The organism is Paenibacillus sp. J31P190 (genome assembly GCF_059692075.1).
In genome coordinates, this window is the sequence record NZ_JCAUAS010000018.1 from 86,234 (window position 1) to 102,137 (window position 15,904).

16 protein-coding genes and 1 other annotated feature are annotated in these 15,904 nt (G+C 47.2%); of the genes, 7 read left to right on the forward strand and 9 right to left on the reverse strand.

Annotation, left to right across the window (positions count from 1 at the left end):
* The first annotated feature begins 60 nt into the window (after positions 1-60).
* From AC58U0_RS26280 to ilvD, 4 genes are all read left to right on the forward strand, one after another.
* Positions 61-1,155, forward strand: a complete 1,095-nt coding sequence (locus AC58U0_RS26280) for a sugar ABC transporter substrate-binding protein (protein ID WP_497381843.1) — start codon at positions 61-63, stop codon at positions 1,153-1,155.
* Between the two features lie 69 nt (positions 1,156-1,224).
* On the forward strand, positions 1,225-2,733 hold the full coding sequence (locus AC58U0_RS26285) for a sugar ABC transporter ATP-binding protein (RefSeq protein WP_497381903.1): 1,509 nt from the start codon (positions 1,225-1,227) through the stop codon (positions 2,731-2,733).
* Between the two features lies 1 nt (position 2,734).
* Positions 2,735-3,721, forward strand: a complete 987-nt coding sequence (locus AC58U0_RS26290; RefSeq protein ID WP_497381844.1) for an ABC transporter permease — start codon at positions 2,735-2,737, stop codon at positions 3,719-3,721.
* Between the two features lie 120 nt (positions 3,722-3,841).
* Complete coding sequence (ilvD, locus tag AC58U0_RS26295; RefSeq protein WP_307447496.1) at positions 3,842-5,527, forward strand: dihydroxy-acid dehydratase; 1,686 nt, start codon at positions 3,842-3,844, stop codon at positions 5,525-5,527.
* A 223-nt stretch (positions 5,528-5,750) separates the two neighbouring features.
* Here the strand turns inward: ilvD and AC58U0_RS26300 are convergent, their stop codons facing one another.
* The gene (locus AC58U0_RS26300; protein WP_497381845.1) at positions 5,751-6,881 is read right to left on the reverse strand and encodes a permease; all 1,131 of its coding nucleotides are present in this window, start codon (positions 6,879-6,881) and stop codon (positions 5,751-5,753) included.
* A gap of 158 nt (positions 6,882-7,039) precedes the next feature.
* Positions 7,040-7,305, forward strand: a binding site (T-box leader).
* A 66-nt stretch (positions 7,306-7,371) separates the two neighbouring features.
* On the opposite strand from AC58U0_RS26300, the gene trpS reads away from it, so the two are divergent.
* Complete coding sequence (gene trpS / locus AC58U0_RS26305) at positions 7,372-8,355, forward strand: tryptophan--tRNA ligase (protein WP_057307594.1); 984 nt, start codon at positions 7,372-7,374, stop codon at positions 8,353-8,355.
* A 76-nt stretch (positions 8,356-8,431) separates the two neighbouring features.
* Here the strand turns inward: trpS and AC58U0_RS26310 are convergent, their stop codons facing one another.
* The gene (locus AC58U0_RS26310) at positions 8,432-8,614 is read right to left on the reverse strand and encodes a DUF5325 family protein (protein ID WP_497381846.1); all 183 of its coding nucleotides are present in this window, start codon (positions 8,612-8,614) and stop codon (positions 8,432-8,434) included.
* A 153-nt stretch (positions 8,615-8,767) separates the two neighbouring features.
* Between AC58U0_RS26310 and AC58U0_RS26315 the strand changes: the two genes are divergently transcribed.
* On the forward strand, positions 8,768-8,995 hold the full coding sequence (locus tag AC58U0_RS26315; RefSeq protein WP_056829533.1) for an alpha/beta-type small acid-soluble spore protein: 228 nt from the start codon (positions 8,768-8,770) through the stop codon (positions 8,993-8,995).
* 130 nt (positions 8,996-9,125) lie between these two features.
* Here the strand turns inward: AC58U0_RS26315 and AC58U0_RS26320 are convergent, their stop codons facing one another.
* On the reverse strand, positions 9,126-10,109 hold the full coding sequence (locus AC58U0_RS26320; protein WP_497381847.1) for a metal-dependent hydrolase: 984 nt from the start codon (positions 10,107-10,109) through the stop codon (positions 9,126-9,128).
* Positions 10,110-10,362: 253 nt separating this feature from the next.
* Here AC58U0_RS26320 and AC58U0_RS26325 point away from each other — a divergent pair, with 253 nt between their 5' ends.
* Positions 10,363-10,659: a hypothetical protein gene (locus AC58U0_RS26325; RefSeq protein WP_497381848.1), complete on the forward strand. Its 297-nt coding sequence runs from the start codon at positions 10,363-10,365 to the stop codon at positions 10,657-10,659.
* Positions 10,660-10,715: 56 nt separating this feature from the next.
* Here AC58U0_RS26325 and gerQ read toward each other — a convergent pair whose 3' ends face one another.
* The 6 genes from gerQ to urtB all read right to left on the reverse strand — a co-directional run bounded on the left by gerQ (position 10,716) and on the right by urtB (position 15,816).
* Positions 10,716-11,204, reverse strand: a complete 489-nt coding sequence (gene gerQ / locus AC58U0_RS26330) for a spore coat protein GerQ (protein ID WP_497381849.1) — start codon at positions 11,202-11,204, stop codon at positions 10,716-10,718.
* Positions 11,205-11,371: 167 nt separating this feature from the next.
* Positions 11,372-12,058: a response regulator transcription factor gene (locus tag AC58U0_RS26335; protein WP_497381850.1), complete on the reverse strand. Its 687-nt coding sequence runs from the start codon at positions 12,056-12,058 to the stop codon at positions 11,372-11,374.
* A gap of 225 nt (positions 12,059-12,283) precedes the next feature.
* A complete protein-coding gene (urtE, locus tag AC58U0_RS26340; protein ID WP_497381851.1) occupies positions 12,284-12,979 on the reverse strand; it encodes an urea ABC transporter ATP-binding subunit UrtE in 696 nt (231 codons plus the stop codon).
* Positions 12,972-13,763: an urea ABC transporter ATP-binding protein UrtD gene (gene urtD / locus AC58U0_RS26345; RefSeq protein WP_497381852.1), complete on the reverse strand. Its 792-nt coding sequence runs from the start codon at positions 13,761-13,763 to the stop codon at positions 12,972-12,974. The genes urtE and urtD overlap by 8 nt, the downstream gene beginning before the upstream one ends.
* A gap of 49 nt (positions 13,764-13,812) precedes the next feature.
* The gene (urtC, locus tag AC58U0_RS26350; protein ID WP_497381853.1) at positions 13,813-14,889 is read right to left on the reverse strand and encodes an urea ABC transporter permease subunit UrtC; all 1,077 of its coding nucleotides are present in this window, start codon (positions 14,887-14,889) and stop codon (positions 13,813-13,815) included.
* A gap of 21 nt (positions 14,890-14,910) precedes the next feature.
* Positions 14,911-15,816, reverse strand: coding sequence for an urea ABC transporter permease subunit UrtB (urtB, locus tag AC58U0_RS26355; protein WP_497381854.1), 906 nt, complete (start codon positions 15,814-15,816; stop codon positions 14,911-14,913).
* Positions 15,817-15,904 lie beyond the last annotated feature (88 nt).

Sequence of the window (15,904 nt, forward strand, 5' to 3'; positions counted from 1 at the left end):
ATAATGTTTTGGTAGAGTTAATAGGAAATAGAGTCAAGCATTAGATCGGGAGGGTAACTCATGAAAAGAACGAAATTAGGCGGTTTATTCATCATTTTGGCTTTAGTAGGAAGCTTGCTTGCAGCCTGCGGACAAACAGAGAACAGCAGCGCGACGGCAACACCTGCAGCAAGTGCGAAGGCAACTGACGCAGCTAAAGCAGCAGATTTAAGCGGAAAGAAAATTGCACTCGTGATGCAATTCAATACAGGTACATTTTCATCTCAGTATGTAGAAGGCGTGAAGGAACAAGTAGAGAAGCTTGGCGGTAAGGTAACGGTATTCGTTGCTGATACGGATCTGGCGAAAATGTCATCCAATCTGGATGCAGCGATCAATCAGAAATTCGATGGTATTCTCATCGATCATGGAACAGCTGAAGCATTGGAAGCAGGTGTGAAGAAAGCACTTGAAAAGAAAATCCCAGTCGTAAGTTTCGATTCGATCCTTTCTGTTCCGGGTGTTACGTCCTTAGAGCAAGGCGATCAGAAGATGGCTGAAGCTACGCTAGAGCAGCTTGCGAAGGATGCCGGCGGTAAAGGGAACATCGTGAAAGTATGGGTAGCCGGCTTTGCACCGATGGAACGCAGACAACTCGCTTACCAAGCTTTCCAAAAGAAATATCCAGACATTAAAGAAGTCGCTGCTTTCGGTACAGCCAAAGATCCTGCGTTAGATACACAAACGCAAATGGAAGCGATTCTGAAGAAATACCCAAACAAAGGTGATATCACAGCGGTATGGACAGCTTGGGATGAGTTTGCGAAAGGCGCGTCCCGTGCCATTCAACAAGCAGGTCGTACAGAAATTAAAGTATACGGGATTGACTTGAGCGATGAAGACTTGCAATTGCTGCAAGATCCAAAAAGTCCATGGGTAGCATCAGCTGCGGTAGATCCGAAGGATATCGGTCGCGTGCAAGTGCGTTACCTGTATCAAAAGCTGCATGGTGATCAAACGCCTGAGAAAGTGGTACTGGAGCCTGTTTATGTATCCAGAGACCAACTGCCAAAGGACAAGCAAGTAAATACAACACAGCTTAGCGAATACGTCAAAGGCTGGGGCGGAAGCCAGCAAGGCTATACCGACTGGTTAAAAGCTGCAGAAAAAAAATAGTGTTGTCCAATGCGGTCCCATCGTCATTATGCGATGGGACTTTCAGATTAAGATGAGAGGTGAATGATGATGTCGGTAAACAACGGATCTTTGCTGCATATGAGAGGCATCTCCAAATCGTTCCCCGGCGTGAAGGCGCTTCAGGAGGTTGATTTTGACCTGCAAACCAAAGAAATTCATGCCTTGCTCGGGGCTAACGGTGCTGGCAAGAGCACCTTGATGAAGATTTTATCCGGCGCTTATACCCATGATACGGGGCAAATTTCGATAAACGGCCAGTCTCTCCATATACAGACGCCTAAGGAAGCTATGAACCAAGGTATCTATTGCGTCTATCAAGAAGTTGATACAGCCTTGGTGGCTGGGCTTACGGTGACCGAAAATGTCATGATGGATAAAATGGTTCAAGGTGGTGCCTGGGTCAGCTGGAGAAAGCTGCATCGGGAGGCTGAAGGGATTCTAGCCAAGATCGGGGCAGCGTTCTCTGTCCGCAGCAAGGTGGACGAGCTGAGCATCTCCCAGAAGCAGCTAGTTCTTATCGCAAGAGCGATGGCTCATAAGGCCAAGATCATCATTTTCGACGAGCCGACAGCCCCGCTTAGTCTGGAGGAGTCAGAGCGGCTGTTCCAGATCATGGACAGCCTCAAGCGCGAAGGGGTGGGGATTATCTTCATCTCCCACCGCTTGCAGGAAGTGTTCCGTGTCGCTGACCGGATCACGATCATGCGCGACGGCCGCCACGTGCTCACGCAGGCGGCCGCAGACATGGACATCGCCGGGGTCATTGAGGCGATGCTGGGCAAGACCTTCACCGAGGAGTTCCCCAAAGCCGATGTTCCAATCGGCGATACCCTCCTCGAGGTGAAAGGGCTGCGCCGCGGCACCAAGGTGCGCGGCGTCAGCTTTGCCCTCCGCCGAGGTGAAATTCTCGGCGTCGTCGGGTTGGTCGGCGCCGGCAAGACGGAGCTGAGCCGGCTGATCTTCGGCGCCGACGCCGCGGACGGCGGCGAGGTGTGGCTCGCCGGGCGCAAGCTCGCGCTGCGCCAGCCGGAGGATGCCGTGCGCGCCGGCATCGCGCTCGTGCCCGAGGAGCGCCGCAAGCAGGGCGTCCTCGTGGAGGAGACCGTGAAGCACAATTTGTCGCTTCCGATATTGCGCAAGCTGAGCTCGCTCGGCTTTGTGCAGCGCGGCGCAGAGAGTGTGCACGCGGTGAAGATGGTGGAGCAGCTGGGCGTGCAGCCCGGCGATCCGAATCGCGTGGTGAAGCATCTGAGCGGCGGCAACCAGCAGAAGGTGGCCGTGGGCAAATGGCTGCCGACGAATGCCGATGTCTATATGTTTGATGAGCCGACCAAAGGGGTCGATGTTGGCGCGAAAAGCGATATTTTTCGCTTGATCGGTCAATTGGCGTCGGAAGGTAAAGGCATTATTTATTTATCCTGCGAGCTGAATGAAATTATAGGAATTGCCGATCGCATTTTAGTAATGAGCTATGGTTCTGTGGTGAAGGAGCTCTCCCGCGCGGAAGCGACGCAGGATCTCATTTTAACGTATGCGAGTGCGGGGGAGGCTGAATAGCATGAAGGAAAGAAGTTTGGATTTTACGTTTAAATACGGCGCTTTGTTCATCATTGCGTTGGTGGTTATCGTCTTTTCGTTCATTAATGAAAATTTTATGACTTATGACAATATCGCGGATATCCTAAGGTCAATATCGATTGTAATGTTTGTCGCTATTGGGGTCACGTTATCCCAAATTGTGGACGGATTTGATTTATCCGTAGGTTCTACGGTTTCGTTATCAACAGTGGCTGCGGCTGCTTTGATGGTTTGGTACCAACAGCCACTCATTTTGGTTATTATTGTTCCACTTGTTATAGGAGCTGTCATCGGTCTCATAAATTCATGGCTCATCGTAAAAATTCGCATTCCTGATTTACTTGCTACTTTAGCGGTAATGTACATCATCGGTGGCGTGCAAAAAACGTATACGAAAGGCTTTTCCATCTATAATAATATGAGATTCCAAGACGGCACGGTGGCCAAAGGAAAGTTTACGCCGGAATTTCTCTGGATCGGTCAAGGTAAGCTCCTTGGTGTACCTGTGCCTGTTATTCTTATGATTGTGGCTGTTATCGCCGTGCATGTCTTTCTGACATACACCCGCTGGGGGCGCCAGCTTTACATTACGGGAGGCAATCGGGAGGCAGCACGTCTCTCCGGGATTTCCGTTAATAAAATCCGCTTAGCGGCCTATGTGCTGTCAGGTATTTTCGCAGCGTTCGGAGGTATTCTGTATGCTTCACGTGTCGGTTCCGGACAGATTGATGCGGGTGCTCCGCTTCTGATGGAAGCTGTTGCCTCGGTGTTCGTCGGGTATTCCGTGCTTGGTGCAGGGAAGCCTAATGTTATAGGGACTTTCTTTGGCGCTGTATTGATTGGCGTATTGCTCAATGGACTCACCATGTTGAATGTGCCTTATTTCGGATTTGATATTGTCAAAGGCGGAGTACTTGTGCTAGCATTGGCTATTACTTTCGTCCATTTGAATCGACGCAAAGCCTAAAGCGGATTGGTTGGTGCTACATTGACGCGTTATCACACTAAAGGCGGAAATATTACGAGAAGTGTGGTATGATAGATTCATTGTTTTCTCAAACGAAATAAAATCTAGGAGGAATTGAGAATGGCTCATCCAAAACAGCGCAGCGATATGATTAAAAAAGGATTCGACCGTGCTCCGCATCGCAGTTTGCTGCGTGCAGCCGGCGTTAAAGAGGAAGATTTCGGCAAGCCGTTTATTGCGGTTTGTAACTCTTATATAGACATTATTCCTGGACATGTTCATTTGCAAGAGTTCGGTAAACTAGTGAAGGAAGCGATCCGTGAAGCAGGCGGTGTTCCTTTCGAGTTCAACACCATTGGTGTTGACGATGGTATTGCGATGGGGCATATTGGTATGCGTTATTCCTTGCCAAGCCGTGAGATTATTGCTGATTCCTTGGAAACCGTTGTTAATGCTCACTGGTTCGATGGTCTTATCTGTATTCCTAACTGTGATAAAATTACACCGGGTATGATCATGGGTGCCCTCCGCGTTAACATCCCTACGATGTTAGTTAGTGGCGGTCCGATGAAAGCCGGTAAAGATAAAAACGGTAAATCCATTTCCCTATCCTCCGTTTTCGAAGGCGTGGGTGCTTTCCAAGCTGGTAAATTAGATGAAGCAGGCCTAGAAGAGTTAGAGCAATACGGTTGTCCGACATGCGGATCATGTTCCGGTATGTTTACAGCGAACTCCATGAACTGTTTGGCTGAAGGCCTTGGTCTGGCTATGCCGGGTAACGGTACAATTCTGGCTGTTGCCGAAGAGCGTAAGCAATTCGTGAAAGATTGTGCGAAACAATTGATGGTCCTGATTGAAAAAGACATCAAGCCTCGTGATATCGTTACGATCGAAGCGATCGATAACGCATTTGCTCTTGATATGGCTATGGGTGGTTCCACGAACACGGTTCTTCACACATTGGCTATCGCGGCAGAAGCGGGTATCGAGTACCCAATTTCACGCATTAACGAAGTGGCAGAACGTGTACCTCACTTAGCAAAAATCGCCCCAGCTTCCGATTATCACATTGAAGATGTACATCTGGCTGGCGGTGTGAGTGCAATTATTAACGAGCTGCTCAAAAAGCCGGGTGCATTTGACGGTGACCGCATGACTGTAACTGCTAAAACGTTGCGTGAAAATGTGGCGGGCTGTGAAATTTTGAACCATGAAGTGCTTCGTCCAATTACGAACCCGCACAGCGAAAGAGGCGGACTAGCTGTACTGTTCGGTAACCTCGCACCTGAAGGCAGTATCGTTAAGGTCGGCGCGGTTGATAAATCCGTTGGCGGACGTCACGTTGGTCCAGCGATTTGCTTCAACTCGCAAGATGAAGCTTTGTACGGTATTGCGAACGGTCATGTTAAAGAAGGCCATGTCGTTGTTATTCGTTACGAAGGTCCGAAGGGTGGACCTGGTATGCCGGAAATGCTGGCTCCTACTTCCCAAATCGTTGGTATGGGTCTTGGCGCGAAGGTTGCATTGATTACTGATGGACGTTTCTCCGGGGCATCCCGCGGGATCTCGATCGGTCATATCTCGCCGGAAGCAGCTGAGGGCGGACCTTTAGCTTTCGTACATGATGGCGACATCATTGATGTGGACATGGACGGCCGTAAAATCGAACTGCAAATCAGCGATGAAGAATTCGCGAAACGCCGCGAGAGCTGGACAGAGTTCCAACCAAAAATCCAAACTGGATATTTGGCGCGTTATACGAAAATGGTGACAAATGCTAGTGCAGGCGCCATTCTGAAGTTTTAATTATTGATGTATTCAAAAAAGGGAGTCTCGCGATTGAAGATGCGAGCTCCCTTTTTATATGTTTTGGGTTTGGGGCAGCGAGCTCTCACTGAAAGCGCGGTTTTCGCGCTTAATTGTTTGGGTGCTCCAGATTAAGCGCGTTTTCCGCGCTTATTTATTTGAGGCTTATGCTGTTGATTGATTAATTGGTTGAGAATCCTATATGCTGGTTCCAAATCTCCTTTTAAGCTAAAAAGAAATGCATAATGAGCAACGATCCCGCCAATACCGTAACCGCGACGACGATGGAGAGCGTCAGCACGAAACGGGCTCTAAAGATGGAGAGCATCATCAGCGTGCTTTTCACGTCGATCATAGGGCCGAATACAAGGAAAGCCAGTAAGGAGCCTGGAGAGAAGGAATTGGCGAAGGAGGCAGCCACGAAAGCATCTGTTGTGGAGCACAGGGAGAGCAGGTAGGCAAAGCCCATCATGAATACATGTGAAATGAAAGGTCCCTGACCGATCTCAGATAAGCTGTCTTGGGCAACAAAGGTTTGGATAAGAGCGGTCAGGAAAGCGCCCAGCATCAAGTATTTACTCATTTCGAACAGCTCGGTCGTACCGTGACTGAACATAACCATCATGCGACCACCGTCGTGCGAGTGGTTGTGACCGTGGTGATGATCATGATGATGTCCATGATCATGATGGTTATGATTATGGCCATGGTGGTTATCATGGTCGTGGTCGTGAGTGTGAATGTGGTCGGCGTGATGTCCAGGGTTGGAACCCCCGTGGTGGTGCAGCGTATTTGCCTGAAATTCGATAGGATGACGCAAAGGACTGCCTTTCAGGAAACGTGTCAGCAGCAATCCTACGATGAGTGCAACGCCAAATGTAAGCCCCATTCGCGAATAGGCCATCGAAGTCTCGCCTCGGAAAGCCATGAACGTCGAGGCGAAGACGATAGGATTCAGAATCGGACCGACTAGAATGAAGATGACGGCTATGTACACTGGCATTCCTTTCCGCATGAGCCGACGAACGAAAGGAATCATTCCGCATTCACAGAGCGGGAACATGATGCCGAGTACGCAGGCAAATAAGATGCCTCCTAGCGGGTGCCGCGGCGTCATGCGTCTGATGAACGCTTCAGGAATAAAGTTTTCAACGACTGTGGATAGAAGAACGCCCAGTAACATAAAAGGCAAAGCGTCGAGAAAAATACTCATGAAGGCTGTAAAGACGTGCTTGAATTCATAAATGACCAAACCCATAGGAGGTAGCTCTCGCGTTGTCGCGATTAAGATGAGGAGAAACGCGCAAATCACGGTGGAGATAGGAAGGCTCCAGCGGTATAGAGTCGATGGCAATTCGTTGACACCCCTTTGTCCGTTGATGCGTCCCCGAAGGACGCGAAGTTATTTTACCCATGGAAAGGCTAGTATGATCTATCCTATGTACATGCAGGTTCAGATAGGACAACGTCCTTGATTGACAATGGATTGTAAGGGTGTATAATAATATAAAATCAATCGCGATGATAGGAACAAGTAAGTTTGTCTTTCGTTTCTCAGAGAGCCGGTGGTTGGTGTGAACCGGTGAAACAAGCAAACCGAATGGATCCTTGAGCATGAGGCTGAACACAGTATGCAGGTTGCCGGAACCTAGGCCGGAGAACATCCTCATCTGTCCAAGTATGCCAAACGGCAGCTCCCCGTTATCAGAGCCTGAAGGTCTTATTGAACAATTGTTCACGGACAAATTAGGGTGGTACCACGGTCTCTCGTCCCTTGCGGGGAGAGGCCTTTTTGTTGTTTTTTTTAGACCATACGAAGTTAAGAATTCTGGAGGGATTATCCAATGAAACGAGTATTATCCGGTATGCAATCCAGCGGACAGCTGACGATTGGCAATTATATTGGCGCACTTCGCAATTATGTGAAGCTGCAGCATTTGCATCGCTGTTATTTTATGGTTGTTGATATGCACGCTATCACGGTTCCTCAGGATCCGGCAGCGCTGAAGGAGCAAACAGAGTCCATAGCTTCACTTTATATTGCTGCGGGACTAGATCCTAGTAAAGCATCCATTTTCCTACAGTCCCATGTTCATGCGCACGCTGAGCTCGGCTGGATTATGACGACGCTGACGCATATGGGAGAACTTGAGCGTATGACACAGTTCAAGGACAAGTCTGAAGGCAAGGATTCCGTTGGTGCTGGCCTATTTACGTATCCATCTTTGATGGCTGCTGATATTTTGCTGTACAATGCCGACTTAATTCCGGTTGGAGACGATCAGAAGCAGCATTTGGAGTTGACGCGCGATTTGGCGAACCGCTTCAATAACCGTTTTGGTGAAATGTTCGTCATGCCGCAGCCTTATATGCCTGAGATTGGTGCGAGAATCATGTCTTTGGATGATGCATCCAAAAAGATGAGCAAAAGCAGTCCGAATGCAGGTAGTTACATCGCCATGCTGGATGAGCCGGATGTGATCCGTAAGAAGCTGAGCCGTGCGGTCACTGATTCAGGCCGTGAAGTGAAATATGATCCGCAAAACAAGCCTGAGGTAAGTAATTTGATGTCCATTTACTCACACTTTGCTGAGATGAGTTTAGTTGAGATTGAAGCCAAATACGATGGGCAAGGCTATGGTCCTTTCAAAAAGGATCTAGCTGAACACCTCGTGGCTGTTCTCGAGCCGATCCAACAACGCTATCGTGAAATTCGCAGCTCAGGCGAAATTTTCGACATTTTGAAAAAGGGTGCACAGGAAGCAGCTGAAGTGGCTGATCAAACCCTGCTCGAAGTGAAGAAGCGGATGGGCTTCGTCGTTATATAAAAAACAAAAAAGAGCTCGAACAGCTAATATAGCTGTTGGGGCTCTTTCTCTTTTGACGCAGTTGTTGATTCCGTCGTTAAGACCGCGTATTTTTTTTGCGAATCTTCGCTTTAACTGCAAATCCATATCCGATAAAGCCTAAGGAGATGATGGAACAGGCAAAGACCATCCAAGGCTGCCTGAGGGCAATGAATAAGCTGATGGAGGCAAGCAGCAGGGTGCCAACAAAAGCGAAAAGAAGAGCGAGTGGTTTGCTCATGAATGTGACCTACTTTCTTGAAGATTGAACAGTGTCTTCTTATTTTAAACTTTTTTGATCGCTGTGCATATAAATTCATTTCCTCCACATACTATCTTTGCAAGCTTGCAAATACATCAAAGATTATAGCTGACTGAAAGGAGTCTGATCCTTATGGCGCAAAATCGTAGCAGTAACACATTGGTAGTTCCACAAGCCAACCAAGCTTTAGATCAATTGAAATATGAGGTAGCTCAAGAGCTGGGCATCCAAATTCCTCAAGATGGTTACATGGGTTATATGGCTACTCGCGATGCTGGTGCAATCGGGGGTAACATTACTCGTCGCTTGGTGCAAATTGCTGAGCAAACGCTAGCAGGACAATCTGGCTTCCGCAGCTAGAAAGCCTGACTTCGTTCATAGCTTTCCCGTTTTATGTAACAATAAAGCCCAGGGGCTTAAAAACCTCTGGGTTTTTTGTTTGTCTTTTTTTAAATGAAAAAAAGACGCGTTTGGTTAACGCGCCTTTTTTCTAATAAAGATCCACTTTTAGCTTTTTTTCAAGCCTAGTGTCACTTACCCAGCCGACATAAGAATCGAGTGTTTGGAAATTGTGATCCATCCGGACAACACCTACGAAAGGATACTGCTTGCGGTGACGATAACGCACATCAGCCCATCTTACTTCGTACCCCCAACGATGTTCTTTCACTTCAGCACATGTGAAGGATGAGAAGTAGAGTAAGGCTTGGATGTCTTCGTGACTTTTGGACACCTCGATGGCTGGATGGTCTTCACATTTGACAGTGTCGATCCACCTAAGCTTCGAATTCTTCAGCTCACCCAACTGAAAGGTACCGTCTGTTCTTCGTTTCACTACGTTCCACACATAGAGGTTGAATGTTACAATTAGTGTGTATTTATCCCCAGGCATATGAGTGGGGTCTTTGCGATAAAGCCCTTTTTCTACGATATAATGGTCGAGAGAGCGCCAGATATAATATAGAGCGATAACCCCGTACAAAGTCGGGAATACCAGCTTTGGACTAGCGACATGGAAAGACCACATGAAAATAGCAGCGATGTGGCTTGAGAAGATAAAGGGATCAAAGATGTGTATAATGTTCCATGACACCCACTTTTCAGAGAATGGCCGGAACGCTTGTGTACCGTATGTGTTGAAACAATCTGTGAAGACGTGAAAACAAACGGCGATTCCTACCCACATACCAAGGTGCAGCAGAGGGATTCCATGGAAGAAAAGAGCGAGAGCTCCAGTGATCAGCAGCGTCCATAAAAGTAAAGCTGGCAAAGAGTGAGAACGACCACGGTGATTTCGAATGTAAGTGGCGTTCCCCTTAAAACGAAGCAGCCCGTCCACATCCGGAATCTGCGAGCCAATAACAGTTCCTATGAAGACTGCAGTAGTTGCCGCTGTGTCCGCAGAAACGCTTGGGTCAATTTGTGACAGTCCCGCTAACCCTAAACCAATTACGAGATGAGTGCCTGTGTCCAAATGGGTTTCCTCCTAAGAATTTTCCGTAGAAAATTTTCTTCGTAAGCATGGGCTGAGTTTTCCATAGAATAACTTACTTCAGTTGAAAAGAAAGTATAAGTATTATACTTTTGCTACGCATCAACCACCTTGATAAACGCGCTCGTTCTTATAAGACGAGGGAATCATTTATCCTTGTAAGCATGGTCATTTTTCCGTCTTTTTATTAGTTTACCATTTTGGAGCAAAAAATAAATCAGAGGGAGATCTAAAAATGTCCAAAGTTTTTGTAGAGTATGCCATAAAACCCGCTTTTCGGGCGTCTTTTCTCATCTATATGCAGGAATGGCAGCGGAGGGAAGGGCGATTTGAACTGCTGGAGGGAACGGATCAGGAAGGGCTTTTTGTGGAAATTTGGAAGGAAGTTACCTATGAGGAGTATCTCTCGTTGAAACAAGAACGTTTGCATGGAACCGAGCATGCTTCACACCAAGCCGTATGGGAAGAGTGGATTGAAGGCGGCCTGCGCAAACTGCATATGTGGCATTTCACAGAAGTGACTTCTTCATGACAAAAAAAGCCGCTGCTCTTACGAAAGAGCAAGCGGCTTTATATGTGATCTAACTTTTATCTCTGGGGGCCGGCTCCGCCCGCGTATGGATACATGTACTGGAGTTCCTCGTCGAATGTAATGTAGTCTAGATTCACCATGAGCAATAAGTATCGCATACCGGTAGCTGGATCGCTGATAATAATATGATCGCGGCCAGCTGCCTCCAGTTTGCCTTTGAAAATTTTGGCATTCCATTGCGAGTTATTTTCGTATGTCATGTAGATTGTAGCCATTTTACCAAGGTTCAAACGGAGAATATTTTCGATATAAGATTCTTCCATGGGGAGAAGACCTGGTACATTTACACCGGTTTGGAGACCGCCAGTAGGTGGAAATTGCGCTCCGGTCGGTGGAAAAGCAGTTCCAGCAGGTGGAAATCCAGCTCCGCTTGGTGCAGGTTTATTCGTACCCGTTATTGGAACGGGATATGCCGGATAAGGATATCCGTAAGGGGCTTGCGAGGTCATGCCTTGGTTTCCGATTCTGTAAGGGCTATTCAACATGTTGGTATTTCCTCCTTGAGCTTTCCTTGAGAAAGCTTTCTTCATAATTGAAACTTGAAACAAATTCTTAGTTCGTGTCATTATCCATAATCATCATATTGTGCATCTGCCTATTTGGTGACTGGTTTTTGCTGAATTACCCAAACAAAAAAAGCCCCAATGGGAGCTCACGTAAGTAGAAATTTATAACCGACACCCCAAACCGTTTTAATATATTTCGGTTCTTTGGGATCAGCTTCTATTTTTTTGCGAAGGTTTGCGATATGTACATCGATTGCTCGTTCAGTTACATAGGAATCGAAACCGCGAACCCGGTTCAAAAGCTCCTCCCGGCTGTATACTCGTCCTTGATTCTGCCAAAAAAGTTTCATAATTTCAAATTCAGAGAAAGTGGTCTCTATTAGTTTGCTATGTACAAAAAGGCAGCGTTTCTCTAGATCCAGTTGAACGACTTGCTCGGTCGTACCGGTAGATTGAACTAGCGGAGGAAAAGCATGTGAACGTCGCAGTAAAGCTTGTATTCTTGCCGATAATTCCCTCATTGAGAATGGTTTGCATAGGTAATCATCAGCGCCAGTCTGCAGGCCTTTGACGCGATCGGAGACCTCATTTTTGGCGGATACCATAAGAATGGGGATGGTTGACGAATTTCGGAAGTCCGTGCATAGTTGAATTCCGTCAACATCTGGCAGCATAATATCAAGCACGATGACATCAGGTTCGAAATCTCGGAATAACACGACACCTTGACGGCCATTTTCCGCACGCATGACTTGATAGCCTTCTTCGTACAGATAAATCGACATCATTTCACCAATGCTTAAATCATCTTCAATAATTAAAATCTTAGACATAAACGTTCCCCCTCCTTTTCCTTCCAAAGGTTCGGTGCTCGATATGCCGGACGCAACATTCGATCCTATATATCCATGTTATCATTATACATTTTGTGACGTCCAGTTTAACTTCATAATTAGTTCCTTCGTATGAAAAAAAAGAAGCTGGACGGTACTTGACGCCTAATTTCATAGGTCAAGTAATCCAGCTTCCTTCTATAATGTGAGTCCATGTAAGGAGAATCATACCGTTAAATGCTTTCGGACTTGTTCTTCGCTCAAATGCTCGGCATGACCTTCGGCGGCTATTGTCCCTCGGTCCAATACATAATAGTAATCAGCGATGCCTGTAGCGAACTCTAAGCTTTGTTCGACCAGTAATACAGCAATTTCTCGATTACGTTTGATTGATTCAATGATGGCTTCAATTTCCATGACGATAGAAGGTTGGATACCCTCCATCGGTTCATCCAGCAGCAGCAGCTTGGGGCCTGGGGCTAAGGCACGGGCTATCGCTAATTGCTGCTGCTGCCCGCCGCTGAGGTCGCCGCCTTTGCGGTGAAGCATCTGACGAAGCACGGGGAAGGTGTCGAAAAGAGAATCAGGGAGCTTTTTTCTTCCATCTGTTGCAGCTTCAAGCCCAAGCAGCAGGTTTTCCTCGACCGTAAGCTGTGGGAAAATCTCGCGGCCTTGCGGCACGTAGCCGATCCCTAATTTAGCCCGTCGATCTGGTGGGAATGACGTTATATGCCGTTCATTATAGTGGATCGTGCCGGACTTCGGCTGAATGAGTCCCATAATACTCTTCATGAGTGTGGATTTCCCTACACCGTTGCGGCCCATTAGACAAACGATTTGCCCAGGTTTTACTTGAAGGTTCACATGGCGTACAACCATGCTCTCACCATAACCGGCTTCTATCTTCTGAAGGTTAAGCACCTCGTTCCACTCTCCTTCCTAGATAAACCTCAGCAACCTTATCGTCATTCTGAATATCCTGCATCGTGCCTTCCCGAAGCACAGTGCCTTCATGAAGTACCGTGACCGTTCTAGCGAACTTACGAACAAACTCCATATCGTGTTCAACTACGATGATCGTCTGATTAGCCGCTATTTCGTGCAGCAGCTCACCTGTTTTCTCAGTTTCGCTATCTGTCATGCCAGCGGCAGGTTCGTCCAGCAGCAGTAGATCGGGCTCCTGCATGAGCAGCATCCCGATTTCAAGCCACTGTTTCTCGCCGTGAGAGAGTGATCCTGCTCTCTCTTTGACTTTGCTTTGCAGGCCAATCATCTCGAGTCGGAGATGCAAACGTTCTCGCTGTTCACTCGTCGTCTTGGTCCACAGTGCGCTAAGGAGGCCGCGCTGCTGTTTCATAGAAAGAGCCAAATTTTCAAAAACGGTTAATGTTGAGAAGACGGAAGGTGCTTGGAATTTACGTCCAATGCCGAGCTGTGCAATTTGGTGTTCTTGGTGCTTGGTAAGATCAATTGATTCTTTGAAATAAACTTGACCTTGTGAAGGCTTCACTTTCCCGCAGATGACATCCAAGAGCGTTGTTTTACCTGCTCCGTTCGGCCCAATGAGAAACCGAAGCTCGCCATATTGCAGGGAAAAGTCCAGATTGCGTAAGGCTTTAAATCCGTCAAAGCTCACTTCAAGCCCTTTAACGCTAAGGATTTTCTCGCCGGTTACAGGTTGTTGTTTCGCTAATTGTCCTAGCATTGGGATGTTCCCCCTTCAAATTTCATAACAATAAGGATGAGGTGTATGGTTAGCTTGCTTCTTGCGATGAAGAAATCGGCTTAGGAAGCACGGGTTTTTTCCAATTGGAGGTGTAGTGTGCAATTGTACCAACGATACCTTTGGGTAGGAGCAGTACTACAATAATGAACATGGCACCTAGCATAATAGGCCACCAAGCGGGGTAAGCCTCGCTAAACGTTGTTTTGGCTGCGTTGGTGATTAACGCTCCAAGAACGGCGCCTCCGATCGTTGAGCGCCCCCCGATTGCCACCCAAAGAACCATTTCAATAGAAGGGACAATGCCCATTTGTGCGGGTGAGATAATACCTTCCTGAAGGACGAAGAGAACACCGGCAAGTCCGGCTAATCCTGCTGAAGCGCAGTAAATGAATACTTTAAAGGTGACTGGATTGTAGCCAATAAAGCGAACCCGATTTTCCCCATCACGAATAGCTGTGAGGATGTTCCCCATGCGACTGGTAACGAGCAGGCTGCATAGGATAAGAACAACAATAACAATAGCTAAAGTGAGATAGAAAAATAATAATTTCGTAGATTGTGATTGCAGGTTTAAGCCAAGAAAAGTGGTGAAATTGGTTAGTCCGTTAGTTCCACCTGTATAGCCTTGTTGACCAACAAATAACGTGACGGTAATAATGACTAGTGCTTGAGATAATATGGAGAAGAAAGCACCTTTAATGCGATTGCGGAAGGTAAAGTATCCTAAAATGAATGCGACGATCATTGGAACGATGAGGGCGAGAAGAAATGCAACGCCTGCGTTATGGAAAGGAACCCAAAACCAGGGTAATTTCTCAACACCGCTCCATGACATGAAATCGGGCAGCTGATCTGGCGTCGCGGCGAGCTTAAGATGCATGGCCATACAATAAGCGCCAAGTCCAAAGTAGACGCCATGGCCGAGGCTAAGAATCCCGGTATATCCCCAAATGAGATCAATTCCCATGGCAATGATGGCATAAGCGAGAAACTTGCCAAGAAGGGAAAGACGGAAGTCTGACATGAACAGAGGAGCCAATGCGATAGCAATCAAAAAAACGGAATAGACGATCAATTTAAGCTTGGATTGTCCCGTTAAGAGCATGGAAGATGCCACATCCTTTCTTCAATCTAAGGATCTTGAACGGATCGTCACAAGTCCCATCGGTTTCCATTGCAAGAAGGCGATTATGAGCGTAAAGACAAGTACTTTACCAAGCGTAGCACTAGTTGTGTATTCCAAAGCTGTATTGAAAACCCCAATACCTAATGCTCCTGCAACGGTTCCAATCAGTTTGCCGATTCCACCAAGTACAACAACCATGAAAGCATCCACAATATAGTAAGTGCCTATGGTTGGTCCAATAGGTCCAAGCAGCGTTAAGGCGCATCCGGCAATTCCTGCCATAGCGGAGCCGAAAGCGAAGGACTGAGCATCTACTCTCCGTGTGGAAATACCGAGACAAGCAGCCATTTCGCGATTTTGCATAACAGCTCTCATTCGTCTTCCTCCGGCTGAGTGGTACAAATACAAATAAATCACCAAGATACATAGCGCAACCAATGCAATTATAAAGAGGCGCTTGTAGGGGAGAATGAGGTCGGCCGACAGATGAAGTCCGCCTTCCAACCATTGGGGTGCTTTAACAGCCACATTAGGAGCACCGAAGATGGTGCGCGCAAGCTGCTGCAAGGCAAGGCTTACTCCCCATGTAGCAAGCAGGCTGTCTAGCGGTCTGCCGTACATGAATCGAATGAGAAAAACTTCGAGCAGCCAACCGACAAAGAAGGCTACCGCAAACGCAACACCTAACGATACGATGAAATACCATCCGAAAGCGGAAGCCGGTAGAAACTTCTGGAACCACTGCTGGACTAAATAAGCCATGTAGGCGCCAATCATGATGAATTCGCCATGTGCCATATTCATAACATTCATCAAGCCGAATGTAATCGCAAGACCGATGGCGATTAACAGCAGAATGGAGCTAAGGCTTAGACCGTTAAATAATTGAAGAAGCAGCAGACTCATGACAATCCCTCCCAGTGAACCCCAAGTAAACAAAATAAACGTCTACCCGTCCTTCTCGGACGGGGGCGTTTATCCTGAAATATAGCCG